We start from the raw sequence: 25,893 nt of genomic DNA, 5'->3' as shown, positions 1-25,893 counted from the left end.
GTAATGAAAGTGACACTGCCCGAATTTAACCGTGCAGAAGTGCTGGTGGTTGGCGATGTGATGCTGGATCGCTACTGGTATGGCCCTACCAGCCGTATTTCACCCGAAGCGCCGGTGCCGGTGGTGAAAGTAGACAATGTGGAAGAGCGGCCGGGCGGAGCAGCCAACGTGGCGATGAACATCGCCGCGCTAGGCGCGTCATCTTGTCTTGTCGGCCTGACCGGCGTTGACGATGCGGCGCGCGCGCTGGGCGTCAGCCTGCAAAACGTCAACGTGAAGTGCGATTTCGTTGCGCTGCCGACGCATCCCACCATTACCAAACTGCGAATTCTTTCCCGTAACCAGCAGCTGATCCGTCTGGATTTTGAAGAAGGCTTTGAAGGCATCGATCCTGAGCCGCTGCATCAGCGCATCGCCGCCGCGCTGCCACACACGGGCGCGCTGGTGCTGTCCGATTATGCCAAAGGGGCGTTGGCCAGCGTGCAGCAGATGATCCAGCTGGCGCGCGCGGCAAATGTGCCGGTACTGGTGGATCCGAAAGGCACCGATTTCGAACGCTATCGTGGCGCGACGCTGCTGACGCCTAACCTTTCCGAGTTTGAAGCGGTGGTTGGCAAATGCAAGGATGAAGCTGACATCGTCGAGCGCGGCATGCAGCTGGTGGCCGACTATGAGCTATCCGCGCTGCTGGTGACGCGCTCGGAAAACGGCATGACACTGCTGCAGCCGGGCAAAGCGCCGCTGCATTTACCGACCCAGGCGCAGGAAGTGTACGATGTGACCGGCGCCGGCGATACCGTTATCGGCGTGCTGGCCGCCTCGCTGGCGGCGGGCGACGATCTGGAAGCCGCCTGTTTCCTGGCAAATGCCGCGGCGGGCGTGGTGGTCGGTAAGCTCGGTACTTCCACCGTATCACCGGTGGAGCTGGAAAACGCCATTCATGCGCGTCCGGAGAGCGGCTTCGGCATTATGACCGAAGCGCAGCTGAAAGAGGCGGTGGCGATGGCGCGTCAGCGCGGCGAAAAAGTGGTGATGACCAACGGCGTGTTCGACATTCTGCACGCCGGGCATGTCTCCTACTTATCAAATGCGCGTAAGCTGGGCGATCGCCTGATCGTAGCGGTCAACAGCGATGCTTCAACTAAACGCCTGAAGGGCGACAGCCGTCCGGTCAATCCGCTGGAAAATCGCATGATCGTATTAGGTGCGCTGGAATCAGTCGACTGGGTGGTGTCGTTTGAAGAGGATACGCCGCAGCGGTTAATCGCCAGCGTTCTGCCGGATCTGCTGGTGAAAGGCGGAGATTATAAGCCGGAACAGATCGCCGGAAGCGAAGAAGTCTGGGCTAACGGCGGCGAAGTACGCGTGCTGAACTTTGAAGATGGGATTTCCACCACCAATATCATCAAGCGTATTCGCTCGTAGAAACGGCCGGAAAAGCGCATCGACAGGCTGATGAGTTAGCCTCTCAGCCTGCCGGGACGCTTACCGCCGGCGCCTCACCGCAGCGTTACTGCGGATCGACCGTTTTAACGCCGTCCGTTGAGGCTGGCGCTGCCGGCGAGGTCGGCGGCGCAGAGGCGGAAGCGCCCTGCGATGCCGGCGTCAAAGGCGTTGCCGTCGCGTTCTGCGGCGCGGCAGGCGTAATACCAGGGGCAGGCGCTGCCGCTGAGTGTGCAGCGGCTGTATGCGCAGGCGTAGCAGCGGCAGAGCCGCCGCTCTGGCCTTCCAGTGCAGCCAGACGCTGCTCCAGTACGGACAGCTTTTCACGGGTGCGCAACAGGACCTGTGTCTGCACGTCAAATTCTTCGCGGTTTACCAGATCCATGCGCGTCAGCTGCGCCTGCAGGACCTGACGAATCTTCTTCTCAACGTCATCGCCAAATTCGCGAATACCGCGCGGCATCGCGTCATGCACCTGACGAGCGAGTTGTTCAATTTTTTTCGGGTCAATCATGGCGGTTTCCTGGTCGCAACAAAGATAACTTAAGTGTAATGCCTGTCAGGAAAAGGATAAACCTAAAATGGCAGTTGCGGAAAACGGATAAGCATATGCTGCTATTGTGCGTTGCCGCACATCTTGTTTGGCGCTATAGTGAATTCGCTTATTCTCAGGGCGGGGCGAAATTCCCCACCGGCGGTAAATCAGCAACAGCTGAAAGCCCGCGAGCGCTTCCGATCGCCCGATTGGAAGGTCAGCAGATCCGGTGTGATTCCGGGGCCGACGGTTAAAGTCCGGATGGGAGAGGATAACGATTCTCGTCGAGCTACGGGCTCGCCGCGCGTTATTTTTATGCACTCCTCAAGCACGCCCTGATTCTGGTAACCACAATATTGATAAGGTTTATTTACCATGAATCAGACGCTACTTTCTGAATTTGGCACGCCGGAACAGCGTGTGGAACGCGCCATCGCAGCGCTGCGCGAAGGCCGCGGCGTAATGGTGCTGGACGATGAAGATCGTGAAAACGAAGCTGATATGATCTTCGCCGCCGAAACCATGACCGTCGAGCAGATGGCGCTCTCTATCCGTCACGGCAGCGGCATCGTATGCCTCTGCATCACCGAACAGCGCCGTCAGGAGCTGGATCTGCCGATGATGGTGGAAAACAACACCAGCTCCTTCGGCACCGGCTTTACCGTTACAATTGAAGCGGCGCGCGGCGTAACTACCGGCGTATCGGCTAAAGACCGCCTCACCACCATTCGTACCGCGATTGCTGACGATGCGAAGCCCAGCGATCTGAGCCGTCCCGGCCACGTTTTCCCGTTACGGGCGCGTGAAGGCGGTGTGCTGACGCGTGGCGGCCATACCGAAGCGACCATCGATCTGGTGACGCTGGCCGGGTTTAAACCGGCGGGCGTACTGTGTGAACTGACGAACGATGACGGCACCATGGCCTGTGCGCCGGAAGCGATTGTGTTTGCTAAAGCGCACAACATGCCGCTGGTCACTATCGAAGATCTGATCTCCTGGCGTCGCAGCCACGAGACCCGCCAGGCGAGCTAACGCTTTCTGGCCTGATAGCGCCTATAAAAAAGCCGGGGAGTCCCGGCTTTTTTTATTGCTGTTTGAGTCCGTCGCCTGACTCAGCCGAGGCCTGCTTTATCGTTTTGCATAGAAAATATGATTGCCGATAGTGGCGGTACGGGCAAACGCAGTGCGCCAGGCAGGCGTAACGGTTTGGTTATGGTAGTAGGTTGCGCCGTTAGTCACATCAGAAAGCTCGCCGTTAATAATCTGGTGAGCTATCTGTTGTGCCCGTTGCCAGCCTTTATCGGCATCCGGCGGGTAGCTGAAAGCGCTTTTCGTCAGATGCGTCCATGAGAACTGTTTGGGGGCGTAAACCACCGGGCAAATTTTCGTGATGTCCCAGTTTGCCCGGTTCATGGTTACCGACGCTACCGCGATTTGTCCCTTTAACGGTTCTCCACGCGCTTCGTGATAAATATTCAGAGCCAGACACAGCAGGGCACCTTGAGCCAGCATATTGTTTCCGTCATCGTCCAGAGGTGACGGAAGTGTACGAAGCGGCAGGTAGCGCGCCTACCAGACAGGTCTTGAAAATCGCGCAGAGCAACTATCCTGTTGATTTATCATTGTCTGCGTGATTATTTTCAGATTAATAGCACTAGCCGATACCGCTGGTTTGCAACAGCGTCAGGCTAAAACCCATCACCGTCATGCCGCACAGAACGCCATAGCTCGGGTTATTGTGCGGATCTATCTCGCGCGCCAGCGGCATCAGTTCATCCACCGACAGGGCCACCATGATGCCGGCCACCGCCGCCATAATCGCCGCAATCGCCACCGGTGAAAGAACCGGGCCAAGCACCATAAACGCCAACAGGCCGCCCAGGATTTCCGCCATGCCGGAAAGGCAGGCCCAGAAAAGCGCACGCGCTTTAGAGCCGGTAGCGGCATACATCGGGCCCGCTACCGCCAGCCCTTCGGGAATGTTATGGATGGCTACCGCCAGCGCGATGCCCAGCCCCAGTTCCAGATCGCTACTGGCGGTGACAAAGGTAGCGATACCTTCAGGAAAGTTATGCAGGCTGATCCCCAGCGTCAGCAACATCGCCGTGCGTCGCAGGCTCCGCGGCTGCTGCGTCGGCGTCATTAAATCCTGCGGATGCTGGTGGGGCAGCAGGCGGTCCAGCGCAAAATAGCCGAGCAGGCCCAGCAGAAACATGCTGTAGCCCAGCAGCGGCGACATCCCCTCGGTGCCGAGCGCGGCGGGAAGCATCTCCATCAGAGAAATCAACAGCATAATGCCCGCGGCGAAACCCAGGGCAAAGGCCAGCATGCGGTTAGAGGGCCTCTGGCCTATTACGCCCAGGAACGCGCCGAGGAAGGTCGCGGCGCCGGCAAGAATAGTCAGAAGTAAAGGAACCGACATGGCAGACTCCATATGATAATCATTCGTATTAAGACTATTGAAATTCTGACAAAAAGCGAGGGGGTATTGCGTAAAGTTTTGTCTGAATAATCTTCAAAAATATTGAATATGATCGTCACGCTTATCCGCCTGCATCTCTGCGCTGATGGGCGTAATGTGATGCTCAACGAAACTGATGCACCGTTGAGGAACTCATGAACCCTACCCGTATGCCGGCGCTTTTTCTTGGACACGGCAGCCCGATGAACGTGCTGGAAGAAAACCGCTATACCCAGGCCTGGCGTCAGCTGGGCGCCAGCCTGCCGAAGCCGAAAGCGATTCTGGCGATCTCGGCGCACTGGTATACGCGGGGTACAGCGGTCACCGCGATGGAAAGGCCGCGCACCATCCACGATTTTGGCGGCTTCCCGCAGGCGCTGTTCGATACGCGTTATCCGGCACCCGGATCGCCGGCGCTGGCGCAGGAGATCGCCGCGCTGCTGGCGCCGGTGAAGGTGCATGCTGATAGCGCCTGGGGGCTGGATCACGGCGCATGGGGCGTACTGATTAAAATGTACCCTGAAGCGGATATTCCCGTAGTACAACTGAGCATCGACGGCACGCAGCCTGCTGCCTGGCATTTTCAGATGGGAGAGAAGCTGGCGGCGCTGCGCGATCGTGGCGTGATGCTGGTTGCCAGCGGCAATGTGGTGCATAACCTGCGCCTGGCGCGCTGGGAGGAGGGGGCCGAACCGCTGCCATGGGCAAGCGCCTTTGAGCAATATGTCCGCGACAATCTGCGCTGGCAGGGTGAGGCCGGGGCGCATCCACTGGTGAACTTTATGCAACACCACGGCGCGGCGCTTTCGAATCCGACGCCGGAACACTATCTGCCGCTGCTCTATATTCTTGGCTCGCGCCAGGCGGATGAGCCGGTCACGGTGCCGGTAGAGGGCATCGAGATGGCAACGCTCAGTATGTTATCGGTACAGGTAGGATAGCGAGGTCACCGCCGCATAAGCCGCTCTATTCATGCGGACAGGACCGCGAGATAGCGCTGAGACTGTTTATGCCGACGTAGCGGCTGCGCGTTACGGTAAAGGCGGGCAGCAGGACGCTGCCCGTTCAGGCTATTCAATAAAAGCGTGCGGATAGAAACGTGAAAGATCCTGGGTGATCAGCGCACGATCTTCGCGCAGGCCGATGCCGGCAGGCTGATCGTCCACCAGCCAGCTGCCGATCAGCGTATAGCTGTCGCCAAACTTCGCCAGCGGATGGAACTGCTGCACTATCATCCCTTCTTCGCCGTAAGGCCCGTCAACGCGCGCAATCTCCTGGCCCCGTTCGACAATACGAATATTGGCGCCCTCGCGTGAAAACAGCGGCTTCACCACATACTTATCCATTGATGGAACGTTATCTTCGGCAAAATACGCCGGCAGTAAATTAGGGTGGTTCGGGAACATCTGCCAGAGCATCGGCAGCAGGGCCTTATTGGAAAGAATGCTCTTCCACGCGGGTTCCAGCCAGCGCACGCCAGCGTCGTTCAGCTTGGTGGAGAAGATCTCACGCAGCATAAACTCCCACGGATAGAGCTTGAACAGGTTGCCGATCACCTGATCGTTGAGATCGGTGAACTCACCTTTCTCGCCAAGCCCGATGTCATCGATAAAGAGGAACTCGCTGGGCAATCCCGCTTCACTGGCGCAGTCCTGCAGATATTGCACCGTGCCGCGATCCTCTTCGCTGTCGCGGTAACAGGTGAAGTGCAGCAGGCCGAAACCGTGCTGCTGGTGCAGAACGGCGAAACGGTCGATCAGCTTTTCCTGCAGGCTGTTGAACTGATCGCTGCCGGCAGGCAGGTTGCCGGCCTTTAGCTGATCCTCAAGCCATAACCACTGAAAGAAAGCCGCTTCATACAGCGAGGTTGGCGTATCGGCATTGTTCTCCAGCAGCTTCGCGTCGCCGTTGCCGTCCCAGGCGAGATCGAGACGCGAATAGAGCGACGGCTGCGAGGTTTTCCACGAGGCGCGCACAAAGTCCCACGTATGTTTTGGAATGCGGAACTTATCCAGCAGCGCTTCGCTGTTAACCACTTTATCCACCACCTGCAGGCACATCTGATGCAGCTCGGCGGTGGTCTCTTCCAGATAATCCACCTGGGCCAGCGTAAACTGGTAGTAGGCGTCTTCGCACCAGTAAGGCTCATCATACATGGTATGAAAACCAAAACCGTATTCGGTGGCGCGGGCGCGCCAGTCAGGGCGTTCAGCGATAGGAATGCGTTTCATCAGGCTGATTAGCCTCCCATCGAACGGCTGCTGGTGCCGGTGGCGCTGCTGCGCTGCATGGTGGATTGTTTGGCAACACTTTCACCGAAGCCGCCGCGGGTAACGGTACGGGTTGTCGCCGGCTTCGGCGCCAGCGCGGTTTTCGGCACCGTCATGGTACGGCCCGGCGTGGCGGTGCCGTAGTTGCGGCCGCTGGCGTCGACGAATTTGCCGTTCATCGGGCTGGCCGGGTTTTTAGAACTGAACAGCGGCTGCGCCGCAAAACCCGCGCCACCGCCCATCAGGCGACCCATCATATAGCCCGCCATCAGCGGCATCCAGAAACTGCCGCTCTGATGCGCTTCCGCATTGGTGCCCGCCTGTGTCGGTGCCTGCTGGCACTGGCCTTCGCCGAATTCCGCGACGCAATCTTCGCGTGAGGCATATTTCGGCGCGGTTTTTTCTGCCTCTTTCAGGGCGTTGTTGTAGGTCGTCGTACACTGCGCGCTCTGGCCCGGATTCGCTTTGCTACAGTCATCGGCATTTTGATACAGGGAAACCGTCTCATCCGCCTGCTCACAGCCGGCCAGCATAAACACAGCGGTAACTGCCAGCGCCACAGGCGTCAAATGACGGGCGCGCCAACTCTTGCGGAAGGCGTCGAGATGAATATTTTTTGTCCGTTTCATGGGGATAGTCCTCTGCCCAAAGGTAGCGCAAAGGATAGGTTAAACCGGTTCAAAAATGAAGCAATGGACGGCGCTGTGCCTGCATATTTACTTAGCTATACGTTCAAACGGGAGGCGGATTCAGATAAGCGAGGAAGGGGAAAAAGAAGCGACCGTTGCGGCCGCTAAACCCGGAAGGTTCAGCGGCCCGGTTTCACTATCAGTGGCGGAACGGGTTGCCGTCCTGGCGCGCCGCTGCAGGGCGAGCCGCCGGGGCGGTGCGTTCAGCCTGCTGATTGCCTGCCGCCTGCAGCTGCGTGCCGCTATCGGCCGCCGCGTCCTGCTGCGGGTTTTCCGGCGCCACCGTTTCCGGCGAGGTCGGGATTTCTTTGCCGAGGCTGGCGTTCAGCGCCTGCAGATCCTGCTCGTTCAGCGTGCCGAGGGCAGATTTGATGTTCAGCTGATTGATCAGGTAATCGTAGCGCGCATCGGAAAGCTGTTGCTTGGCGTTATAGAGCGTGGTGGTGGCGTCAAGCACGTCGACGATAGTGCGCGTGCCCACCTGGTAGCCTGCTTCCATCGCATCCAGCGAGCTTTGCGCGGAAACCACCGCCTGCTTATAGGCTTCGATGCTGCTGACAGAGGCGTTGATGTTATTGAAGGAAGAACGTACGGTCTGCACGGTAGAACGATGCGCGCTCTCCAGCTGCTCGCTGGCGCTGACGAAGGCGTACTGCGCCTGCTTCACCTGAGAGTTGACCAGGCCGCCCTGATAAAGCGGCAGGCTGAAGCTCAGACCTACCTGGTTGCTGCCGGTGATGCTGTCGCTCTGCACGGCACGGCTGCCGCCATATTTGTTGTTAGACAAATTGCTGGAGGCGCTCAGATCGAGCGTCGGCATATGGCCAGATTCATAATAGCGAATCTGTTCGCGCGCCAGATCCTGCGACAGGCGGGCGGAGAGCAGGCTCAGGTTGCGGCTTTCCGCCTCCTTCAGCAGCGCGCTCACCGGCTGCGGCTTATCGGTACGGAAGCGATCGATATTCAGCGATGCCAGCGTCGGGTAGTAGTTACCGGTCACCTGACGCAGCGTTTCCAGCGCGTTATCCAGCTGGTTGCGCGCCGAAACTTCGTTGGCCAGCACGTTATCATACTGCGCGCGGGCGTTCTGCACGTCGGTGATCGCCACCAGGCCTACGTTAAAGCGCTGCGTGGTTTGATCGAGCTGACGATAGATCGACTGTTTCTGCGCTTCCGTATAGGAGAGCGAATCGATGGCGCGCAGCACGTTGAAGTAGGCGGTGGCGGTGTTCAGCATCAGGTTCTGCTGAGCCGTCTGATAGGTCACATCCTCAATACCGGCATTCTTTTCCTGCAGCGTCAGGGCGCGCCATTTGCTCATATCGAAAATGGTCTGCGTCAGGCGCAGGGAGCCGCTGGTGGTATTCGAATGGGTGTCGCTGCTGTCGCGATAGCCGCTGGTATAGGTGTAATCGGCGCCCAGACCCAGCTGAGGCAGCAGCGGACTGCGGGCTTCATTAATCTTTTCAAATGCCGCGTCACGGTCAGCCGCTGAACTGCGCAGATCGGGGTTAGTCAGTCGGGCCTGTTGGTAAATCTGCAGCAGGTTCTCCGCCTGACTTGCTACGCTGAAGCCGCCCAGGCTCAGGCCAATAAGTAAAGGGAGCAGTTTCTTCATTTGCATTCCTTGTAGTGCAGCAAAGTTGCTATGGTAGCGCTGACATAAGCGAAAAAAATATGCGCCGATTCTACCAGAGTGTGCCAGATTGATAAGTTGGCTGAACGTGCCATCTTCCGTTAATTTACGTAAATAATTCAGAAAGAACCACCCTTCCGGGCGAAGCGTAATTGAAACCCTTCGTCACTATCCCCACTGTAAAGGACACCGGTCTTATGGTCGAAAATACAAAATACCCAGTGACTTTCAGCAAAAACGATGTAGAAATTATTGCACGCGAGCCACTCTATGAAGGATTTTTTTCTCTGGTCCGCTATCGTTTTCGGCACCGCCTGTTTAACGGCCAGATGAGCGATGAAGTGGTGCGCGAAGTTTTTGAGCGCGGACATGCCGCAGTCCTGCTACCCTATGATCCCCTGCGCGATGAAGTGGTGCTGATCGAACAGATCCGCATTCCCGCTTATGACACCAGCCCAACGCCCTGGCTACTGGAATTAGTGGCCGGGATCATCGAACCCGGTGAAAGCGTGGAGCAAGTAGTGCGTCGCGAAGCGATAGAGGAAGCGGGCCTGAAAGTCGGCCGCGTGCAGCCGATGATTAACTACCTGGCGAGTCCGGGTGGCACCAGCGAACGCCTGTCGGTGCTGGTGGGAGAAGTGGATGCCAGCGTGGCGCAAGGATGCCACGGTCTGGAGGATGAGAATGAGGATATTCTTGTGCATGTGGTAAGCCGTGAACAGGCTTATCGCTGGGTGGAAGAGGGGAAAATCGACAACGCGGCCTCCGTCATCGCCCTGCAATGGCTGATGCTGCACTATGAGAAATTGCGAAAAGAGTGGAATCCAACATGATCAAGCGCTACGTCCCTGATTTTCCCGAAATGATGCGGTTGAGCGAAACGAACTTCGCGCAGCTGCGTCGTTTGCTGCCGCGCGACGATGAAGCGGGGGCCACGGTGACCTATCAGGTAAACGGCGCCAGCTACAGCATCACCATTACCGAATCGACACGTTACACCACCCTGGTGGAAATCCGCCAAACCGCGCCCGCCGTCAGTTACTGGAGCCTGCCTTCCATGTCTGTACGGCTCTATCACGACGCGATGGTTGCTGAAGTGTGTTCAACGCAGCAGATCTATCGCTTTAAAGCGCGTTATGATTACCCGAATAAAAAATTGCATCAGCGTGATGAAAAGCATCAAATCAACCAGTTCCTCGCTGACTGGCTGCGTTATTGTTTGTCGCACGGCGCGATGGCCGTTCCGGCCTGGTAAGCCGCGATAACCTTGATATGGCGTAGAGATTAAGGAAACTCTTTGGATAGCCTGCTAAAACTTCCTGTGGTGAGTGGGGCCAGTATCAGGATATTACAAATAACGGACACCCACCTTTTTTCAGGCAGACATGAAACGCTGCTGGGCGTGAATACCTGGGCCAGTTTCAACGCGGTGCTGGACGCCATCGAGGCGGAGCAGCAGCCCATCGACCTGATCATCGCTACCGGCGATCTGGCGCAGGATCACACCCCTGAGGCTTATCAGCACTTCGCTGAGGGCATTGGGCGCTTACCGGCGCCCTGCGTCTGGCTGCCGGGCAATCACGATTTTCAGCCGGCGATGTTCGGCACGCTGGCGCGCTCGGGCATCGCTGAAGCCAAGCAGGTGTTTATCGGCGAACGCTGGCAGCTGCTGCTGCTCGACAGCCAGGTGGCGGGCGTGCCGCACGGCATGCTCAGCGATTACCAGCTCGACTGGCTGGAGAAAACGCTGGCGCAAACCGCCGATCGTCACACGCTGATCCTGCTGCATCATCATCCGCTGCCGTCGGGCTGCAGCTGGCTGGATCAGCATAGCCTGCGTAACCCGCACGCGCTGGAGGCGGTACTGCAGCCCTATCCGCTGGCGAACACCCTGATTTGTGGCCACATTCATCAGGAGATGGATGTGGAGTGGCACGGCCGCCGCCTGCTGGCGACGCCGTCGACCTGCGTACAGTTCAAGCCGCACTGCACCAACTTTACCATTGACGCCGTGGCGCCGGGTTGGCGCTGGCTGGAGCTGGATGAGAACGGCGCGGTGCAAACCCGGGTACAACGGCTGGCGAGCCGCGCCTTTACGCCCGATCTGGATTCCGAAGGGTACTGAGTATGGCGACGCTGCTTTATCTGCACGGTTTTAACAGCTCACCCGCCTCGGCGAAGGCGACGCAGCTGCAGCGCTGGCTGGCGGCGCACCATCCGCAGGTGACAATGCTGGTACCGCAGCTGCCGGCGTGGCCGGCCGACGCGGCGCAGCTGCTGGAGGAGATCGTGCTGGCGCGCGCCGGCGAAACGCTGGGCGTCGTCGGCTCCTCGCTGGGCGGATATTACGCTACCTGGCTGTCGCAATGCTTCATGCTGCCGGCGGTGGTCATCAACCCGGCGGTGCGCCCGTTTGACCTGCTGCTCAATTATCTTGGCGTCAACGAGAATCCATACACCGGCCAGCAATATGTGTTAGAGTCTCGCCACATTTACGATCTGAAAGTCATGCAGATTGACCCGCTTGAGTCGCCGGATTTGATCTGGCTGCTGCAACAGACAGGCGATGAAGTACTCGATTATCGTCAGGCGCTGGATTACTACCAGGCCTGCCGCCAAACGGTTGAAGAGGGCGGTAATCACGCTTTCACCGGATTCGAACGCTTTTTCCCATCGATTCTCGACTTTATCGGTCTGAATCGCGCCTGACGCCGCGGGATCGTATAACCCTTTTAAGCCACCAATTCAGAACGATACGATGACTCAATCCAGCTATAACGCTGATGCCATTGAGGTACTCAGCGGCCTCGAACCCGTTCGTCGTCGTCCGGGAATGTACACCGATACTTCGCGTCCCAACCATCTGGGCCAGGAAGTGATCGATAACAGCGTTGATGAAGCGTTGGCCGGCCACGCGAAGCGCGTGGAAGTGATCCTGCACGCCGATCAGTCACTGGAAGTGATCGATGACGGACGCGGCATGCCGGTGGACATTCACCCGGAAGAGGGCGTACCGGCAGTTGAGCTGATACTCTGCCGTCTTCACGCCGGCGGCAAATTCTCCAATAAAAACTACCAGTTCTCCGGCGGTCTGCACGGGGTCGGCATCTCCGTGGTTAACGCCCTGTCGAAGCGCGTGGAAGTCACCGTGCGCCGTAACGGCGAGGTGTATGACATCGCCTTTGAAAACGGCGATAAAGTGCAGGATCTGACCGTCACCGGCACGGTGGCGAAGCGCAATACCGGCACCCGCGTCCACTTCTGGCCGGACGGCAGCTTTTTTGACAGCCCGCGCTTCTCTGTATCGCGCCTGTCGCATCTGCTGAAGGCGAAAGCGGTACTCTGCCCGGGCGTGGAGATCGTGTTCAAAGACAAGGTCAACAATACCGAGCAGCGCTGGTGCTATCAGGATGGCCTTACCGACTACCTGAGCGAGGCGGTGAACGGCCTGATCACCCTGCCGGAAGCGCCGTTCGTCGGCAGCTTCTCCGGCGACGTCGAAGCGGTGGACTGGGCGCTGCTCTGGCTACCGGAAGGCGGCGAGCTGCTGACGGAAAGCTACGTCAACCTGATCCCGACAATGCAGGGCGGCACGCACGTCAACGGCCTGCGTCAGGGGCTGCTCGATGCGATGCGCGAGTTTTGCGAATACCGCAATATTCTGCCGCGCGGCGTCAAGCTGTCGGCGGAAGATATCTGGGATCGCTGCGCCTATGTGCTGTCGGTAAAAATGCAGGATCCGCAGTTCGCCGGCCAGACCAAAGAGCGTCTCTCGTCGCGTCAGTGCGCCGCGTTCGTTTCCGGCGTAGTGAAAGATGCCTTCAGCCTGTGGCTGAACCAGAACGTGCAGGCGGCTGAACAGCTGGCGGAACTGGCGATCGCCAGCGCGCAGCGCCGTATGCGCGCCGCGAAAAAGGTGGTGCGTAAAAAGCTGACCAGCGGCCCGGCGCTGCCCGGCAAGCTGGCTGACTGCACCGCGCAGGATCTGAGCAAAACCGAGCTGTTTCTGGTCGAAGGGGACTCGGCGGGCGGATCCGCCAAGCAGGCGCGCGATCGCGAATATCAGGCGATCATGCCGCTGAAAGGCAAAATCCTTAACACCTGGGAAGTCTCGTCGGACGAAGTGCTGGCGTCGCAGGAGGTGCATGATATCTCCGTGGCGATCGGCATCGATCCCGACAGCGAAGATCTCACCCAGCTGCGCTACGGCAAGATCTGCATCCTGGCAGATGCGGACTCTGACGGCCTGCACATCGCCACGCTGCTCTGCGCGCTGTTTGTACGTCACTTCCGTTCGCTGGTGAAGGGCGGCCACGTCTACGTGGCGATGCCGCCGCTCTACCGTATCGATCTCGGTAAAGAGGTCTGGTACGCGCTGGATGAGGAAGAGAAAGATGGCGTGCTGGAGCAGCTGAAGCGTAAAAAGGGCAAGCCGAACGTGCAGCGCTTTAAAGGGCTGGGCGAAATGAACCCGATGCAGCTGCGCGAAACCACGCTCGATCCTAATACCCGTCGTCTGGTGCAGCTGACAGTCAGCGATGAAGATGTGGAGCAGACGCTGGCAGTGATGGATATGCTGCTGGCCAAAAAGCGCTCTGAAGATCGACGCAACTGGCTGCAGGAAAAAGGGGACAAGGCGGAAATCGAGGTATAAGCCTCGCCGTCGCAGGGGCCGCGTGCCCCTTACCCTGCGCCGCAGCGGCGCGAAACAGAACCGCCCGGCCATTTTGCGATGGTCGGGCGGTTTTTTATTATGCCGGCAGCGGCGAGGCGGCTGCGTGAAGCGACACCCTGAGACTTGACGGCGCGCGTGCGGCGCTCAGCGCGCGGCAGTGTCCGACACTCAAGCCGCAGGCTGCTCCATTACGAAGATCTTCACATCCAGCACATCATCCTTAATCCGCTCGCGATGGGCTTCCATATGCGGCTGCTGCTGATGCTGCTCCAGATGACGCAGGCTATCCCAATACTCCAGCATAAAAATGGAGTCGGGCAGGTTCTGCTTCCACGGCACCTGCGCCTGATGATCGACCAGCGCCTGATATTTGCTACAGCCTTCTTCCTGCAGAACGGTCGGCGTCAGCGCCTGTATCACCGCCAGCACCGCCTCGCGGCGGCCCGGCTTGACGCAAATCTCAGCTACAACTGTCAGCATAATGTGCCCCTGGTAAAATTTTCAGTGCTTTAAGTTAAGCAAAGATTTCCGCCAGGTGCGCACGATAGCGCGCGATATCGCGTGGAATATCAGGCTGTTTGATCACGTCGTTGCAGATAAAGGTCGGCAGCCCTTCCATTCCGAGGAACTGGTTCGCTTTATGGAAGTGCAGATAGAGGCCATCCACGCCGACGCCTTCGAAGAACTGCTCCGGATCGGTAAAGGCTTCCAGCGGCGCGTTCCAGGTCAGCGACAGCATATACTTTTTGCCCTGCAGCAGGCCGCCGGAACCATATTTTTTGCTGGCGTCGGAACGGGTGCGTCCGTCGCTGGCGTAGAGCGAACCGTGGCCTTCGGTGAACACTTCATCGATATATTTCTTCAGGATCCACGGCTCACCCATCCACCAGCCCGGCATCTGGTAAATCACTACGTCGCTGTCGACATACTTCTGGACTTCTTCTTTAATGTCATAACCGTCGTCGACGCGGGTCACCTGAACATCATGGCCCTGATCGCGCAGAAAGGTCTCGGCGACGTTAGCCATCGTGTGGTTCAGTTCACCTTTGGAATGGGCGAAAGCTTTGCCCGCATCAAGGATTAAAATCTTGCTCATTGTTCGTTGCTCCGTTGAAAACGCTGCGGGCAGTGTACGCGCGCAGCCGGCAAAGAAAAATGTGCGTTTGATCACAACACTTTTGCGCACAGCGCAATAATCGCTGAAAAATATGCGGTTAAAAGCGATAAAACCCGCCCCCGAAAACCGCGCGCCGGACGATGACTAATCTGTGACAGCGCCGCATCAGATAAGGTACTATCCTCGCCAAACAGATCGCCATGCGGCGCGCTGCCGCCCGCCGCAACGTGAGGAATCATAATGAGTGACTTGACGCAGGATGGTGCAGAGCGTCTTGCCCTGCATAAATTTACCGAGAATGCGTACCTGAACTATTCCATGTACGTCATCATGGACAGGGCGCTTCCCTATATCGGCGATGGCCTGAAGCCGGTTCAGCGCCGCATTGTCTATGCGATGTCGGAGCTGGGGCTGAACGCCAGCGCGAAATTCAAGAAATCGGCCCGTACCGTCGGCGACGTGCTGGGCAAATATCATCCCCACGGCGATAGCGCCTGCTACGAAGCGATGGTGCTGATGGCACAGCCCTTCTCCTACCGCTATCCGCTGGTAGATGGCCAGGGCAACTGGGGCGCGCCGGACGATCCGAAATCGTTCGCCGCCATGCGTTATACCGAATCGCGCCTGTCGCGTTACGCCGAAGTGCTGCTGGGCGAGCTGGGGCAGGGCACGGTCGATTTCGTGCCGAACTTTGACGGCACGCTGAATGAGCCGAAAATGCTGCCGGCGCGCCTGCCGAACATTCTGCTGAATGGCACCACCGGCATCGCCGTCGGCATGGCGACCGATATTCCGCCGCACAACTTGCGCGAAGTGGCGAAAGCGACCATGGCGCTGATCGACAATCCCAAAACCACGCTGGACGATCTGCTCGATATCGTGCAGGGGCCCGATTTCCCGACTGAAGCGGAAATCATCACCCCGCGCAGCGAGATCCGTAAGATCTATCAGAGCGGCCGCGGATCGGTGCGTCAGCGCGCGGTGTGGAAAAAAGAAGATGGCGAAGTGGTGATCACTGCGCTGCCGCATCAGGTCTCCGGCGCACGCGTACTGGAGCAGATCGCCAACCAGATGCGCAATAAAAAGCTGCCGATGGTAGAAGATCTGCGCGATGAGTCGGATCATGAAAACCCGACCCGCCTGGTGCTGGTGCCGCGCTCCAACCGCGTCGATCTTGATCAGGTAATGAACCACCTGTTCGCCACCACCGATCTGGAAAAAAGTTACCGTATCAACCTGAACATGATCGGGCTGGATAACCGTCCGGCGGTGAAAAACCTGCTGGAGATCCTTAGCGAATGGCTGGTGTTCCGCCGCGATACGGTGCGCCGTCGCTTGCAGCATCGTCTGGATAAGGTACTGAAGCGCCTGCATATCCTTGAAGGCTTGCTGGTGGCGTTCCTTAATATCGACGACGTGATCGAGATCATCCGCAGCGAAGATCAGCCGAAGCCGGAGCTGATGTCGCGTTTTGGTATCAGCGAAACCCAGGCGGAAGCGATTCTTGAGTTAAAGCTGCGCCATCTGGCGAAGCTGGAAGAGATGAAAATCCGCGGCGAGCAGAGCGAGCTGGAGAAAGAGCGCGATCAGCTGCAGGCGACGCTGGCCTCCGAGCGCCGCATGAACACGCTGCTGAAAAAAGAGCTGCAGGCCGACAGCGAAGCCTACGGCGACGATCGCCGTTCGCCGCTGAACGAGCGCGAAGAGGCGAAGGCGATCAGTGAAAATGAGCTGGTGCCCTCCGAGCCGGTCACTATCGTACTTTCGCAGATGGGCTGGGTGCGCAGCGCGAAAGGCCACGATATTGATCCGGCCGGGCTGAGCTATAAAGCGGGCGACAGCTATCTGGCGGCCGCGCGCGGCAAGAGCAATCAGCCGGTGGCCTTTATCGACTCCACCGGCCGCAGCTATACGCTGGATCCGACCACGCTGCCGTCAGCGCGCAGTCAGGGCGAGCCGCTGACCGGCAAGCTGACGCCGCCGCCGGGCGCGGTGGTGGAACAGGTATTGATGGAAGCGGACGATCAGCGTCTGCTGATGGCCTCCGATGCCGGCTACGGCTTTGTTTGCACCTTCGCCGATCTGGTATCGCGCAACCGCGCCGGTAAGGCGCTGCTGACGCTGCCGGAAAACGCGAAGGTGATGACGCCAATGGCGATCCACAGCGACGACGATATGCTGCTGGCGATTACCGCCGCCGGCCGCATGCTGCTGTTCCCGGTGGGCGATCTGCCGCAGCTGTCGAAGGGCAAAGGCAATAAGATTATCTCTATCCCGTCGGCGCAGGCCGCCAGCGGCGAAGATCGTCTCGCCTGGCTCTACCTGTTGCCGCCGGGCAGCGCCATCACGCTCTATGTCGGTAAGCGCAAGCTGACGCTGCGCCCGGAAGAGCTGCAGAAGTTCCGTGCCGAACGCGGACGTCGCGGCACGCTGTTGCCGCGCGGCCTGCAGCGCATCGACCGTGTTGAAATCGACGCGCCGACGCGCGCCGTCGCCGACGACAGCGAAGCCTGATAAGCGGACAGGGAAACCGGCGCGTCGGCAGGGCCGCGCGCCGGTGCAATACCGGTGTGTTTTCACATAAAGCCGGTATACTTAGGCGGAAGCCACAATGAGGTCGTTATGCTGGTAATTTTACGTACCCTGATAGTTGTTATTTATTCAATTCTGGTTTGTGTATTTGGTTGTATCTGGTGCCTTTTTTCACCGCGAAACCCGCGTCATGTTGCCACCTTCGGCCACCTGTTCGGCGCGCTGGCGCCGCTGTTCGGCGTGAAGGTTGAAATACGTCGACCGGAAGGCGCGGACCAGTACGGCAACGCGATTTATATCGCCAACCATCAGAACAACTACGATATGATCACTGCGGCGAACATCGTGCAGCCGACCACGGTGACGGTAGGCAAAAAAAGCCTGCTGTGGATCCCCTTTTTTGGCCTGCTCTACTGGCTGACGGGCAACCTGCTGATCGATCGCGACAACCGCGCCAAAGCGCACAGCACCATCGCTAAAGTGGTCGATGAGTTTAAAAGAAAACGTATCTCCTTCTGGATGTTCCCGGAAGGGACGCGCAGCCGCGGTCGCGGTATGCTGCCATTTAAAACCGGCGCGTTTCATGCGGCGGTTGCGGCGGGCGTGCCGATTATCCCGATCGTGGTTTCAACCACCCACGATAAAATCAAGCTGAACCGCTGGAAAAACGGGCTGGTGATTGTGGAGATGCTGCCGCCGGTTGACGTCACCGCATTTGAGAATACCTCGGTGCGCAAGCTGGCGACCCACTGCCGCGAGCTGATGCAGGCCAAGCTTAACGAACTGGACGCCGAAGTCGCCGAGCGCGAAGCCAGCGGCAAGTTATAATTCATCCGGGCCGCAGCCGCGGCCCGCACAGCAATTCCTGAACAACAATAAAAACGGACCGCGTCAGCCTGGCGCCACGCGCACCGCTATGGAGTCGTTATGTCTTTCAGTCGACGTCAATTTATACAGGCATCGGGCATCGCCCTGTGCGCGGGCGCGCTGCCGTTCAGCGCGCGCGCGGCGGGCAATGAAACGCCATTACCGATCCCGCCGTTGCTGGAGTCGCGTCGCGGTCAGCCGCTGTTTCTGACTCTGCAGCGCAGCCACTGGTCTTTCTCCGGCGACAGCAATAAGGTGCCGGTCTGGGGCGTCAACGGCCTCTATCTTGGGCCGACGGTGCGTGTCTGGAGCGGCGACGACGTCAAGTTGATTTACAACAACCGGCTGAACGAGCCGGTGGCGATGGGCGTCGGCGGCCTGCTGGTGCCGGGTGCGCTGAGCGGCGGCGCGCCGCGCATGATGTCCCCGGGCGTCGATTGGGCGCCGGTGCTGCCGGTGCGCCAGCGCGCCGCCACCTGCTGGTATCACGCCACCACCCCCAACCGCATGGCGCAGCACGTCTATAACGGGCTGGCGGGCATGTGGCTGATTGAGGATGAGGTCAGCAAATCGCTGCCGATCCCCAAACATTACGGCGTGGATGATTTCCCGCTGATTATTCAGGACAAACGCCTCGATAACTTCGGCGCGCCGGTCTATAACCCGCCGGAGAATGGCGGCCTGGTCGGCGATACGCTGTTGGTCAACGGCGTGCAGAATCCCTTTGTCGAAGTATCGCGCGGCTGGGTGCGCTTAAGGCTGCTCAACGCCTCTAACTGCCGCCGCTATGAGATGATGTTAAGCGACAATCGCCCGTTCCACGTTATCGCCAGCGATCAGGGCTTCCTGCCTGCGCCGGTGGCGGTGCAGCAGCTATCGCTGGCGCCGGGCGAGCGCCGCGAGGTGCTGCTGGATATGTCGCAGGGTGAAGAGGTGTCGATTACCGCCGGCGTCGCGGCGGGCATCATGGATCGCCTGCGCGGCCTGTTCGAGCCTTCCAGCATCCTCACCTCCACGCTGATCCTCACGTTGCGTCCCACCGGCCTGCTGCCGCTGGTCACCGACAACCTGCCGATGCGTTTGCTGGCCGATCAAATCCTCGACGGTACCCCGGTACGCACTCGCGAGCTGCGCTTAGGCGACGCTCAGCCGGGCATCAACGGCGCGCTGTGGGACATGGCGCGCATCGATATTCAGGCGCAGCAGGGGACCTATGAGCGCTGGATAGTCCATGCCGACACGCCGCAGGCGTTTCATATTCAGGGCGTGATGTTCCTGGTGAAAAGCGTCAACGGCGCGCAGCCATTCGGCGAAGATCGCGGCTGGAAAGATACCGTCTGGATTGACGGTGAAGTCGAGCTGCTGGTGGCGTTCACCCAGTCTTCTTCCGAACATTTCCCCTTTGTCTATTACAGCCAGACGCTGGAAATGGCCGATCGCGGCACGGCGGGACAGTTGCTGGTACAGCCGAGCCTGGGCGGCTAACGATCAGCCCGTCCACTCAATCCGGGGAGACGTTGGGCGACGCGCTCCCCAACGCCCTGTTAAAAGCGCTCTTCAACGTCTCCCCCAATTAAAGCCCATCAACGTTTTCTCCCTCCCGCAAGCGCTGCGCACCACTACATATCAAAGCGACCCAAGATCCAGAGAGCAAACACGGACTAAGAAGCATCAAAGCAACACAAGCTGCAGAAAACGGGCGGGGACTAAAAAATATCAAAGCGACACCAGATCCAGAAAACGGGCGCGGACTAAAAAGTGTCAAAGCGACACCAGATCCAGAAAACGGACGCGGACTAAAAAATATCAAAGCGACACACAATCCAGAAAACGGGCACGGACTAAAAAAATATCAAAGCGACACAACAGTCAAAGCGCGGGGAGGCCGGGCAGGGGAGTAAAGCGTCCCGCGCCAGGGAGGGCGCGGGCCGAGCGGTCAGGGATGACAGGGTTTGCGTCTTTACGAGCGGCCCGGCCTCTCTGCGGGTTCGCCGAACCTGCAGCGACCGTTACACGCGGTAGCCTCTGCAAACTCACCGAACCTGCAGCGGCCGTTACACGCGGTACTACCCTGAAGCTCACCGAACCTGCAGCGACCGTTACACGCGGTAGTACCCTAAAGCTCACCGAACCTGCAGCGACCGTTACACGCGGTAGTACCCTAAAGCTCACCGAACCTGCAGCGACCGTTACACGCGGTACTACCCTGCAAACTCACCGAACCTGCAGCGACCGTTACACGCGGCAGCCCCTGCAAATCCAGCGAGCCGGCGACGACGATCCCCGCCGTCAACCTTAGTTCAGCTCATCCGGATGCGGCCCCAGACGCGTACCGCTATCCATCCTCGCAATCTCGCTGATCTCCGCTTTCTCCAGACGGAAATCAAACACCTTGAAATTCTCTTCAATACGCGACGGCGTCACCGACTTTGGAATCACCACCAGCCCGCTATCCAGATGCCAGCGGATCACCACCTGCGCCGGCGTCTTGCCATACTTCTTCGCCAGCTGCTTAATCACATCCTGATCGAACACGCCCTTGCCGCCCTGCGCCAGCGGGCTCCACGATTCTGTCTGAATCTGATGCATCGCGTTCCAGGCGTGCAGCTCGCGCTGCTGCAACATCGGATGCAACTCCACCTGGTTGATCACCGGCGTCACGCCCGTCTCGTCAATCAGCCGCTTCAGATGCTTTTCCTGAAAATTGCAGACGCCGATACTCTTCGCCAGACCCTGCTGCTGCAGCTCAATCATCCCTTTCCAGGCCTCGACATAATTATCCTTCTCCGGACAAGGCCAGTGCATCAGATAAAGATCCACATACTCCAACTGCAGCTTCTGCAGACTGCTCTCCATCGCCTGCTGCCAGTTCAGCTGATCCTCATTCCACAGCTTGGTGGTCACGAAAATCTCATCGCGCGCCACATCCGTCTGCTGCAAAGCCTGACCGATCCCTTCCTCATTCTTATAGATCGCCGCGGTATCGATAGAACGGTAACCTACCTCCAGCGCCTTCAGCGCGGCGTTGCGCGCCTCTTCAATGGTGGCCTGCCAGACGCCCAGCCCCAGCTGCGGCATCATATTGCCGTCACGCAGTTTAATAATCGGTTGGTCTGCCATAACTTCTCCTTACTGGTTAGTTGGACCCGATGACGATTAAGTCTAGTCGAGATCTCCTTTTGCGGTGCCGACGTCGAAATACCATTGTGGGAAAGCGGCCGGCTGGCCTCAATGCATATTTCTGCGGGAATCTTGCCTAATCCTGCTCACGGCTGGAGAAATTTCTTAACAGCGGGCACACTGCCGGTGAGTTCATCACAGAGAGTTAACATCATGGAGCGGGAAACGATCTGCGCCGCCCTGGCGCAAAAAGTGATTCAGCTACGCCAGAGCGGACGCGCCGCATTGCCCGAACTGCCGGAAGTGCAGCTGCTTTACGCCGATAGTCAGTGCGGGCGCACGCCGGTCATGTACCGGCCCGGCATTGTCATCCTCTTTCAGGGGAAAAAAGTCGGCTATATCGGTACCACCACCTTCAACTACGACGCCAGCAAATACCTGATGCTCACCGTGCCGCTGCCGTTTGAATGCGAAACCTTCGCCACGCCGGAACAGCCGCTGGCGGGCATCATGCTACATGTCGATATCCCGAAACTGCAGGATCTGCTGATCGAACTGAACAACGACGACAGCTTTCAGACCCGGCCGCTTAACCAGGGCATCCATTCCGCCTTTCTCTCCGGCGAACTGCTCTGCGCAACGGAGCGGCTACTGGATGTGATGCAGAAAAACCGTGACGCGCGCGTGCTGGGGCCGCAAATCGTGCGTGAAATGCTCTATTACGTCCTGACCGGCCCCTGCGGCGGCGCGCTGCTCTCGCTGGTCAGCCGCCACACCCAGTTCAGCCAGATCGCCCGCGCGCTGCGGCGCATCGAAACCAGCTTCACCGACAATCTCAGCGTCGAACTGCTGGCGGCGGAGGTCAATATGAGCGTCTCGGCGTTTCATCATAACTTTAAGGCGGTCACCAGCACCTCGCCGCTGCAGTACCTGAAAAGCTACCGGCTGCACCAGGCGCGCACCATGATGCTGCAGGAAGGGTTAAAGGCCAGCGCGGCGGCGATGCGGGTGGGATATGAAAGCGCCTCGCAATTCTCGCGCGAGTTTAAACGCTATTTCGGCGTCACTCCGGGAGAGGAGATGACCCGTATGCGGCTGGCGGGATAGGCTTCCCGCCGCCGCATGCGGCTCAGGCGCGCTGACGGCGCTTTTTCCAGATCAGCGCCACGCTGCCGGCCAGGCCGAGGAACAGCAGGGCGACCGGCAGAATAATTAAAATCGCCATCACCTGATCTTCATGGCGCTTAATAAACGGCACCTGGCTGATGCCGTAGCCGAAGGCGATAACAATCGTCACCCACAGCAGGCCGCTCAGCCAGTTAAACAGCTGAAAACGGCCATTCTTCAGGCCGGAAATGCCTGCCATGGTCGGCAGCAGCGTACGGACAAACGCCAGAAAACGGCCCACCAGCAGCGCCGTCAAACCGTGACGGTTAAACAGATGCCAGGCGCGCTGATGGTACTGCGCGGGCAAATGCATCAGCCAGCTCTTCACCAGGCGCGTATTGCCGAGCCAGCGCCCCTGCAAATAGCTCAGCCAGCAGCCCAGGCTGGCGGCGGTGGTCAGGATCACCATCGTCGGGACGAAATCCATCACCCCTTTGGCAATCATCGCTCCCGCCAGCAGCAGCAGGCTGTCGCCTGGCAGGAAAGAGGCGGGCAACAGACCGTTTTCCAGAAACAGCGTAATAAACATAATGCCGTAAACGATCCAAACCACGTCCGGATTGGCCAGCGCGGCAAAATCCTGATGCCATAGCGCCTGAACAATCTCATGTATCACACCCATCTGCTTCCTCGTTGACTGTGGTCATCGTTTAAGTGTAACTGCAAATGGCCGCCCCCTTCCCGCCGGCGCGGGCAGAGAGGGCGACCCGTTAAGCTTTTGTTTAAGATTAGCGTGCTTTGCGCCGCTTATGCCTGAGTAATGCGCGTAAAACCGGCGGCCAGATCGGCGATCAGATCGTCGATATGCTCCAGGCCAATATGCAGGCGCACCAGCGTGCCGCTGAAATCGACGCCGTTGACCGGGCGGATTGCCGCCAGCTCTTCCGGCTGATTGGCCAGAATCAATGACTCAAAGCCGCCCCACGAGTAGGCCATGCTGAAATGGTGAAAACCGTCGAGAAAGTGTGCCAGTTTTTCATCGCTCAGTTTTTGTTCCAGCACAAAGGAAAAGAGCCCGCTGCTGCCGCTGAAATCGCGCTGCCACGCGTCATGGCCCGGACACTGCGCCAGCGCCGGATGGTTGACGCGTGCCACCTCGGGACGTTGCGCCAGCCACTCCGCCACCGCCAGCGCGCTTTCTTCATGCTGACGCAGGCGCACCGCCAGCGTACGCAGGCCGCGGCTGGTGACATAGGCGGTATCGGCATCCACCATCTGCCCCATCAGATAGGAGTTTTCACGCAGCTGCGCCCAGCAGCGCGCGTTACTGACCGCGGTGCCGATCATGGCATCAGAATGGCCTACCAGATACTTGGTGCCGGCCTGAATCGAAATATCCACGCCGTGATCCAGCGGCCGGAACAGCACTCCCGCCGCCCAGGTATTGTCCAGCATAATAATGGCGTCGGGCGCTTTGCTGCGCACCGCCTGCACGATTGCCGGCACATCCTGTACCTCCATGGTGATCGAGGCGGGGGATTCAAGGAACACCACTTTGGTATTGGGCTGCACCAGATCGGCGATCTGCGCACCGAGGGTATGATCGAAATAGCGCGTGGTAACGTTAAGCTTACTGAGGATCTTATTGCAGAAATCCTGGGTCGGCTCATAGACCGAGCCGGCCATCAGCACTTCGTCGCCCGCCTCGACAAACGCCAGGATAGCGTTGGAGACTGCCGCCGCGCCGCACGGATAGAGCGCGCAGCCTGCGCCGCCTTCCAGCTCGCACATCGCCTCCTGCAGCGAAAAGTGGGTCAGGGTGCCGCGGCGGCCGTAGAACAGCTCGCCCTCAGCCCGGCCTGCGGTGGCGCGCTTTTTCTCGGCGACAGTATCAAAGACCAGTGAGGAGGCGCGCTGGATAACGCTGTTGACGGAGCCCTGGGTATAACGTTTGGTTCTTCCGGCGGCGATGAGTGTGGTTTCAATATTCTTTTTCGACATGCTGCAAGCGGTCCTGCTAACCCGTAGTGATGCTCTAACTTACCACGTTTAACCGGCCGGGGTTGAGAGCGTTTTGCCACTATCAGACAGTGGCCGGATGGCGGGAGCGCGACGGCGCAGGCGACAGACGCCTGCGCCGTCAACGGCGCTACATCACGCCCATCATGCGCGGCAGCCAGAGGGAAATGGCAGGGATATAAGTAATCATCATCAGCACCACAAATAGCAGGCAGTAAAAGGGCAGCATCGCTTTCACCACCTGTTCAATCTTCTGCTTGCCCACCGCGCTGGCGACAAACAGCACCGAGCCTACCGGCGGCGTAATCAGACCGATGCCGAGGTTGATCATCATGATCATGCCGAAATGCACCGGATCGACCCCCAGCGCATTGGTAACCGGCAACAGCACCGGCGTCAGGATCAGGATAATCGGCGCCATATCCATCAGCGTGCCGATCATCAGCAGCAGAATATTGATGCACATCAGAATCACATACTTGTTATCCGACATGCTGGTAAAAAACCCGGTGATCAGCTGCGGCAGCTGCATAAAGGTCATCACCGCGCCAAAGCCGGAAGCGAAGGCGATCAGCACCATCACGATGGTCACCGTCTTAATGGTGCGGAACAGCAGAATATGCAGCTGGCTCCACTTAAAGTCGCGGTAGATAAACATGGTGACGAAAAAGGCCCACAGGCAGGCGATCGCCGCCGATTCCGAGGCGGTAAAAATGCCGGAGAGAATGCCACCGAGAATAATTACTACGGTAAACAGCCCCCAGAAGGCGTCGAAAAAAATCTTCAACGCCTGGCGGAAAGGAATGCGTTCGCCGCGCGGATAGCCGCGCTTGCGCGCGAAGCCGAGGCACATAATCATCAGGCAGAGACCGAGCAGCAGGCCGGGGAAAATGCCGGCGACGAACAGCGACGAAATCGTCACCACGCCGCCGGTGGCCAGCGAATAGATCACCGAGTTATGGCTGGGCGGCGTCAGCACCGCCTGCACCGATCCGCTGGCGGTTACGGCGGCGGCGAAATCGCGCGGATAACCTTTCTCTTCCATCTGCGGGATCATCACTGAGCCGATCGAGGCGGTATCCGCCACCGACGAGCCGGAGATAGCGCCGAAAAAAGTGGAAGCGACAATATTCACCAGCGACAGCCTGCCGCGAATAAAGCCGACAAAGATATAGGCGAAATTGACCAGCCGGCGTGCGATGCCGCCTTCGGCCATAATCGCGCCCGCCAGAATAAAGAAGGGAATGGTCAACAGCGAAAACTTGTTCACCCCGTTGGTGATCTGGATCACCACCGCTTCCAGCGGCAGATCGATCCACCAGGCGCCGATAAAAGCGCTCAGGCCCACGGCGAAAGCCACCGGGAAGCCGATCAGCAACAGAACCATCATACTGCCAACTAAGATCAGTGCGTCCATCGTAA

At 58.7% G+C, this 25,893-nt stretch carries 24 protein-coding genes and 1 riboswitch; of the genes, 12 read left to right on the top strand and 12 right to left on the bottom strand.

Features of this window, described 5'->3' with window-relative positions; all coding sequences use genetic code 11:
• Nucleotides 1-3: 3 nt before the first annotated feature.
• Nucleotides 4-1,425, top strand: a complete 1,422-nt coding sequence (hldE, locus tag C2E15_RS17880) for a bifunctional D-glycero-beta-D-manno-heptose-7-phosphate kinase/D-glycero-beta-D-manno-heptose 1-phosphate adenylyltransferase HldE (RefSeq protein ID WP_104958572.1) — start codon at nucleotides 4-6, stop codon at nucleotides 1,423-1,425.
• Between the two features lie 85 nt (nucleotides 1,426-1,510).
• Here the strand turns inward: hldE and ubiK are convergent, their stop codons facing one another.
• On the bottom strand, nucleotides 1,511-1,957 hold the full coding sequence (gene ubiK, locus C2E15_RS22130) for a ubiquinone biosynthesis accessory factor UbiK (RefSeq protein WP_245912305.1): 447 nt from the start codon (nucleotides 1,955-1,957) through the stop codon (nucleotides 1,511-1,513).
• A gap of 146 nt (nucleotides 1,958-2,103) precedes the next feature.
• Nucleotides 2,104-2,255: riboswitch (FMN riboswitch) on the top strand.
• 98 nt (nucleotides 2,256-2,353) lie between these two features.
• On the opposite strand from ubiK, the gene ribB reads away from it, so the two are divergent.
• Nucleotides 2,354-3,010, top strand: a complete 657-nt coding sequence (ribB, locus tag C2E15_RS17870; protein WP_104958571.1) for a 3,4-dihydroxy-2-butanone-4-phosphate synthase — start codon at nucleotides 2,354-2,356, stop codon at nucleotides 3,008-3,010.
• Nucleotides 3,011-3,106: 96 nt separating this feature from the next.
• On the opposite strand, the gene C2E15_RS17865 is transcribed toward ribB, so the two are convergent.
• Together C2E15_RS17865 and zupT are read right to left on the bottom strand one after the other, a co-directional pair.
• Nucleotides 3,107-3,490, bottom strand: coding sequence for a cell wall hydrolase (locus C2E15_RS17865; protein WP_104958570.1), 384 nt, complete (start codon nucleotides 3,488-3,490; stop codon nucleotides 3,107-3,109).
• Nucleotides 3,491-3,632: 142 nt separating this feature from the next.
• Complete coding sequence (gene zupT / locus C2E15_RS17860) at nucleotides 3,633-4,400, bottom strand: zinc transporter ZupT (RefSeq protein WP_104958569.1); 768 nt, start codon at nucleotides 4,398-4,400, stop codon at nucleotides 3,633-3,635.
• Nucleotides 4,401-4,594: 194 nt separating this feature from the next.
• On the opposite strand from zupT, the gene ygiD reads away from it, so the two are divergent.
• A complete protein-coding gene (gene ygiD, locus C2E15_RS17855) occupies nucleotides 4,595-5,380 on the top strand; it encodes a 4,5-DOPA-extradiol-dioxygenase (RefSeq protein WP_104958568.1) in 786 nt (261 codons plus the stop codon).
• Between the two features lie 129 nt (nucleotides 5,381-5,509).
• Here the strand turns inward: ygiD and C2E15_RS17850 are convergent, their stop codons facing one another.
• The 3 genes from C2E15_RS17850 to tolC form a co-directional block, all read right to left on the bottom strand.
• A complete protein-coding gene (locus C2E15_RS17850) occupies nucleotides 5,510-6,670 on the bottom strand; it encodes a glutathionylspermidine synthase family protein (protein ID WP_104958567.1) in 1,161 nt (386 codons plus the stop codon).
• Nucleotides 6,671-6,678: 8 nt separating this feature from the next.
• A complete protein-coding gene (locus C2E15_RS17845; protein WP_104958566.1) occupies nucleotides 6,679-7,338 on the bottom strand; it encodes a DUF1190 family protein in 660 nt (219 codons plus the stop codon).
• 199 nt (nucleotides 7,339-7,537) lie between these two features.
• Nucleotides 7,538-9,016: an outer membrane channel protein TolC gene (gene tolC, locus C2E15_RS17840; RefSeq protein ID WP_104958565.1), complete on the bottom strand. Its 1,479-nt coding sequence runs from the start codon at nucleotides 9,014-9,016 to the stop codon at nucleotides 7,538-7,540.
• 215 nt (nucleotides 9,017-9,231) lie between these two features.
• Here tolC and nudF point away from each other — a divergent pair, with 215 nt between their 5' ends.
• Genes nudF through parE form a run of 5 tightly spaced genes read left to right on the top strand, consistent with a single transcriptional unit; the run spans nucleotide 9,232 to nucleotide 13,688 of the window.
• On the top strand, nucleotides 9,232-9,867 hold the full coding sequence (gene nudF, locus C2E15_RS17835) for an ADP-ribose diphosphatase (protein WP_104958564.1): 636 nt from the start codon (nucleotides 9,232-9,234) through the stop codon (nucleotides 9,865-9,867).
• Nucleotides 9,864-10,289, top strand: a complete 426-nt coding sequence (locus C2E15_RS17830; protein ID WP_104958563.1) for a DUF1249 family protein — start codon at nucleotides 9,864-9,866, stop codon at nucleotides 10,287-10,289. The genes nudF and C2E15_RS17830 overlap by 4 nt, the downstream gene beginning before the upstream one ends.
• A 42-nt stretch (nucleotides 10,290-10,331) precedes the next feature.
• The gene (gene cpdA, locus C2E15_RS17825; protein WP_104958562.1) at nucleotides 10,332-11,159 is read left to right on the top strand and encodes a 3',5'-cyclic-AMP phosphodiesterase; all 828 of its coding nucleotides are present in this window, start codon (nucleotides 10,332-10,334) and stop codon (nucleotides 11,157-11,159) included.
• 2 nt (nucleotides 11,160-11,161) lie between these two features.
• Nucleotides 11,162-11,743: an esterase YqiA gene (gene yqiA, locus C2E15_RS17820; RefSeq protein ID WP_104958561.1), complete on the top strand. Its 582-nt coding sequence runs from the start codon at nucleotides 11,162-11,164 to the stop codon at nucleotides 11,741-11,743.
• A 49-nt stretch (nucleotides 11,744-11,792) separates the two neighbouring features.
• Entirely contained in the window at nucleotides 11,793-13,688 is a 1,896-nt protein-coding gene (gene parE, locus C2E15_RS17815) for a DNA topoisomerase IV subunit B (protein ID WP_104958560.1), read from the top strand.
• A gap of 189 nt (nucleotides 13,689-13,877) precedes the next feature.
• Here the strand turns inward: parE and C2E15_RS17810 are convergent, their stop codons facing one another.
• Together C2E15_RS17810 and C2E15_RS17805 are read right to left on the bottom strand one after the other, a co-directional pair.
• A complete protein-coding gene (locus C2E15_RS17810; RefSeq protein WP_104958559.1) occupies nucleotides 13,878-14,189 on the bottom strand; it encodes a putative quinol monooxygenase in 312 nt (103 codons plus the stop codon).
• Between the two features lie 34 nt (nucleotides 14,190-14,223).
• Nucleotides 14,224-14,805 carry an NAD(P)H-dependent oxidoreductase gene (locus tag C2E15_RS17805; protein WP_104958558.1) on the bottom strand — a complete coding sequence of 194 codons (582 nt, stop codon included), beginning with the start codon at nucleotides 14,803-14,805 and terminating at the stop codon, nucleotides 14,224-14,226.
• Between the two features lie 261 nt (nucleotides 14,806-15,066).
• Here C2E15_RS17805 and parC point away from each other — a divergent pair, with 261 nt between their 5' ends.
• From parC to ftsP, 3 genes are all read left to right on the top strand, one after another.
• Nucleotides 15,067-17,340 carry a DNA topoisomerase IV subunit A gene (gene parC / locus C2E15_RS17795; RefSeq protein ID WP_104958556.1) on the top strand — a complete coding sequence of 758 codons (2,274 nt, stop codon included), beginning with the start codon at nucleotides 15,067-15,069 and terminating at the stop codon, nucleotides 17,338-17,340.
• A gap of 108 nt (nucleotides 17,341-17,448) precedes the next feature.
• On the top strand, nucleotides 17,449-18,186 hold the full coding sequence (locus C2E15_RS17790; protein WP_104958555.1) for a 1-acylglycerol-3-phosphate O-acyltransferase: 738 nt from the start codon (nucleotides 17,449-17,451) through the stop codon (nucleotides 18,184-18,186).
• A 99-nt stretch (nucleotides 18,187-18,285) separates the two neighbouring features.
• On the top strand, nucleotides 18,286-19,710 hold the full coding sequence (gene ftsP, locus C2E15_RS17785) for a cell division protein FtsP (protein WP_104958554.1): 1,425 nt from the start codon (nucleotides 18,286-18,288) through the stop codon (nucleotides 19,708-19,710).
• Nucleotides 19,711-20,520: 810 nt separating this feature from the next.
• On the opposite strand, the gene dkgA is transcribed toward ftsP, so the two are convergent.
• Nucleotides 20,521-21,345, bottom strand: a complete 825-nt coding sequence (gene dkgA / locus C2E15_RS17780) for a 2,5-didehydrogluconate reductase DkgA (RefSeq protein WP_104958553.1) — start codon at nucleotides 21,343-21,345, stop codon at nucleotides 20,521-20,523.
• A 213-nt stretch (nucleotides 21,346-21,558) separates the two neighbouring features.
• Here dkgA and C2E15_RS17775 point away from each other — a divergent pair, with 213 nt between their 5' ends.
• Entirely contained in the window at nucleotides 21,559-22,452 is an 894-nt protein-coding gene (locus C2E15_RS17775; protein WP_104958552.1) for an AraC family transcriptional regulator, read from the top strand.
• A 22-nt stretch (nucleotides 22,453-22,474) separates the two neighbouring features.
• Here the strand turns inward: C2E15_RS17775 and C2E15_RS17770 are convergent, their stop codons facing one another.
• The 3 genes from C2E15_RS17770 to C2E15_RS17760 all read right to left on the bottom strand — a co-directional run bounded on the left by C2E15_RS17770 (nucleotide 22,475) and on the right by C2E15_RS17760 (nucleotide 25,888).
• Nucleotides 22,475-23,134: a DedA family protein gene (locus C2E15_RS17770; protein ID WP_104958551.1), complete on the bottom strand. Its 660-nt coding sequence runs from the start codon at nucleotides 23,132-23,134 to the stop codon at nucleotides 22,475-22,477.
• A gap of 125 nt (nucleotides 23,135-23,259) precedes the next feature.
• The gene (gene metC / locus C2E15_RS17765; protein ID WP_104958550.1) at nucleotides 23,260-24,453 is read right to left on the bottom strand and encodes a cystathionine beta-lyase; all 1,194 of its coding nucleotides are present in this window, start codon (nucleotides 24,451-24,453) and stop codon (nucleotides 23,260-23,262) included.
• Nucleotides 24,454-24,601: 148 nt separating this feature from the next.
• Nucleotides 24,602-25,888 (bottom strand): TRAP transporter large permease, encoded by a 1,287-nt coding sequence (locus C2E15_RS17760; protein WP_104958549.1) that lies wholly within the window; start codon nucleotides 25,886-25,888, stop codon nucleotides 24,602-24,604.
• Nucleotides 25,889-25,893: the final 5 nt, after the last annotated feature.

The sequence above is a fragment of the Mixta gaviniae genome (genome assembly GCF_002953195.1).
Taxonomy (GTDB): Bacteria; Pseudomonadota; Gammaproteobacteria; order Enterobacterales; family Enterobacteriaceae; genus Mixta; species Mixta gaviniae.
Note: the sequence above shows the minus strand (reverse complement) of the source record. Positions and strands in the feature narration are given on the sequence as shown.

What these genes read in the sequence shown, in the direction of transcription:
- hldE (WP_104958572.1), top strand. Translation starts at nt 4, where the DNA reads ATGAAAGTGACACTGCCCGAATTTAACCGTGCAGAAGTGCTGGTGGTT.
- ubiK (WP_245912305.1), bottom strand. Translation starts at nt 1,957, where the DNA reads ATGATTGACCCGAAAAAAATTGAACAACTCGCTCGTCAGGTGCATGAC.
- ribB (WP_104958571.1), top strand. Translation starts at nt 2,354, where the DNA reads ATGAATCAGACGCTACTTTCTGAATTTGGCACGCCGGAACAGCGTGTG.
- C2E15_RS17865 (WP_104958570.1), bottom strand. Translation starts at nt 3,490, where the DNA reads ATGCTGGCTCAAGGTGCCCTGCTGTGTCTGGCTCTGAATATTTATCAC.
- zupT (WP_104958569.1), bottom strand. Translation starts at nt 4,400, where the DNA reads ATGTCGGTTCCTTTACTTCTGACTATTCTTGCCGGCGCCGCGACCTTC.
- ygiD (WP_104958568.1), top strand. Translation starts at nt 4,595, where the DNA reads ATGAACCCTACCCGTATGCCGGCGCTTTTTCTTGGACACGGCAGCCCG.
- C2E15_RS17850 (WP_104958567.1), bottom strand. Translation starts at nt 6,670, where the DNA reads ATGAAACGCATTCCTATCGCTGAACGCCCTGACTGGCGCGCCCGCGCC.
- C2E15_RS17845 (WP_104958566.1), bottom strand. Translation starts at nt 7,338, where the DNA reads ATGAAACGGACAAAAAATATTCATCTCGACGCCTTCCGCAAGAGTTGG.
- tolC (WP_104958565.1), bottom strand. Translation starts at nt 9,016, where the DNA reads ATGAAGAAACTGCTCCCTTTACTTATTGGCCTGAGCCTGGGCGGCTTC.
- nudF (WP_104958564.1), top strand. Translation starts at nt 9,232, where the DNA reads ATGGTCGAAAATACAAAATACCCAGTGACTTTCAGCAAAAACGATGTA.
- C2E15_RS17830 (WP_104958563.1), top strand. Translation starts at nt 9,864, where the DNA reads ATGATCAAGCGCTACGTCCCTGATTTTCCCGAAATGATGCGGTTGAGC.
- yqiA (WP_104958561.1), top strand. Translation starts at nt 11,162, where the DNA reads ATGGCGACGCTGCTTTATCTGCACGGTTTTAACAGCTCACCCGCCTCG.
- parE (WP_104958560.1), top strand. Translation starts at nt 11,793, where the DNA reads ATGACTCAATCCAGCTATAACGCTGATGCCATTGAGGTACTCAGCGGC.
- C2E15_RS17810 (WP_104958559.1), bottom strand. Translation starts at nt 14,189, where the DNA reads ATGCTGACAGTTGTAGCTGAGATTTGCGTCAAGCCGGGCCGCCGCGAG.
- C2E15_RS17805 (WP_104958558.1), bottom strand. Translation starts at nt 14,805, where the DNA reads ATGAGCAAGATTTTAATCCTTGATGCGGGCAAAGCTTTCGCCCATTCC.
- parC (WP_104958556.1), top strand. Translation starts at nt 15,067, where the DNA reads ATGAGTGACTTGACGCAGGATGGTGCAGAGCGTCTTGCCCTGCATAAA.
- C2E15_RS17790 (WP_104958555.1), top strand. Translation starts at nt 17,449, where the DNA reads ATGCTGGTAATTTTACGTACCCTGATAGTTGTTATTTATTCAATTCTG.
- ftsP (WP_104958554.1), top strand. Translation starts at nt 18,286, where the DNA reads ATGTCTTTCAGTCGACGTCAATTTATACAGGCATCGGGCATCGCCCTG.
- dkgA (WP_104958553.1), bottom strand. Translation starts at nt 21,345, where the DNA reads ATGGCAGACCAACCGATTATTAAACTGCGTGACGGCAATATGATGCCG.
- C2E15_RS17775 (WP_104958552.1), top strand. Translation starts at nt 21,559, where the DNA reads ATGGAGCGGGAAACGATCTGCGCCGCCCTGGCGCAAAAAGTGATTCAG.
- C2E15_RS17770 (WP_104958551.1), bottom strand. Translation starts at nt 23,134, where the DNA reads ATGGGTGTGATACATGAGATTGTTCAGGCGCTATGGCATCAGGATTTT.
- metC (WP_104958550.1), bottom strand. Translation starts at nt 24,453, where the DNA reads ATGTCGAAAAAGAATATTGAAACCACACTCATCGCCGCCGGAAGAACC.
- C2E15_RS17760 (WP_104958549.1), bottom strand. Translation starts at nt 25,888, where the DNA reads ATGGACGCACTGATCTTAGTTGGCAGTATGATGGTTCTGTTGCTGATC.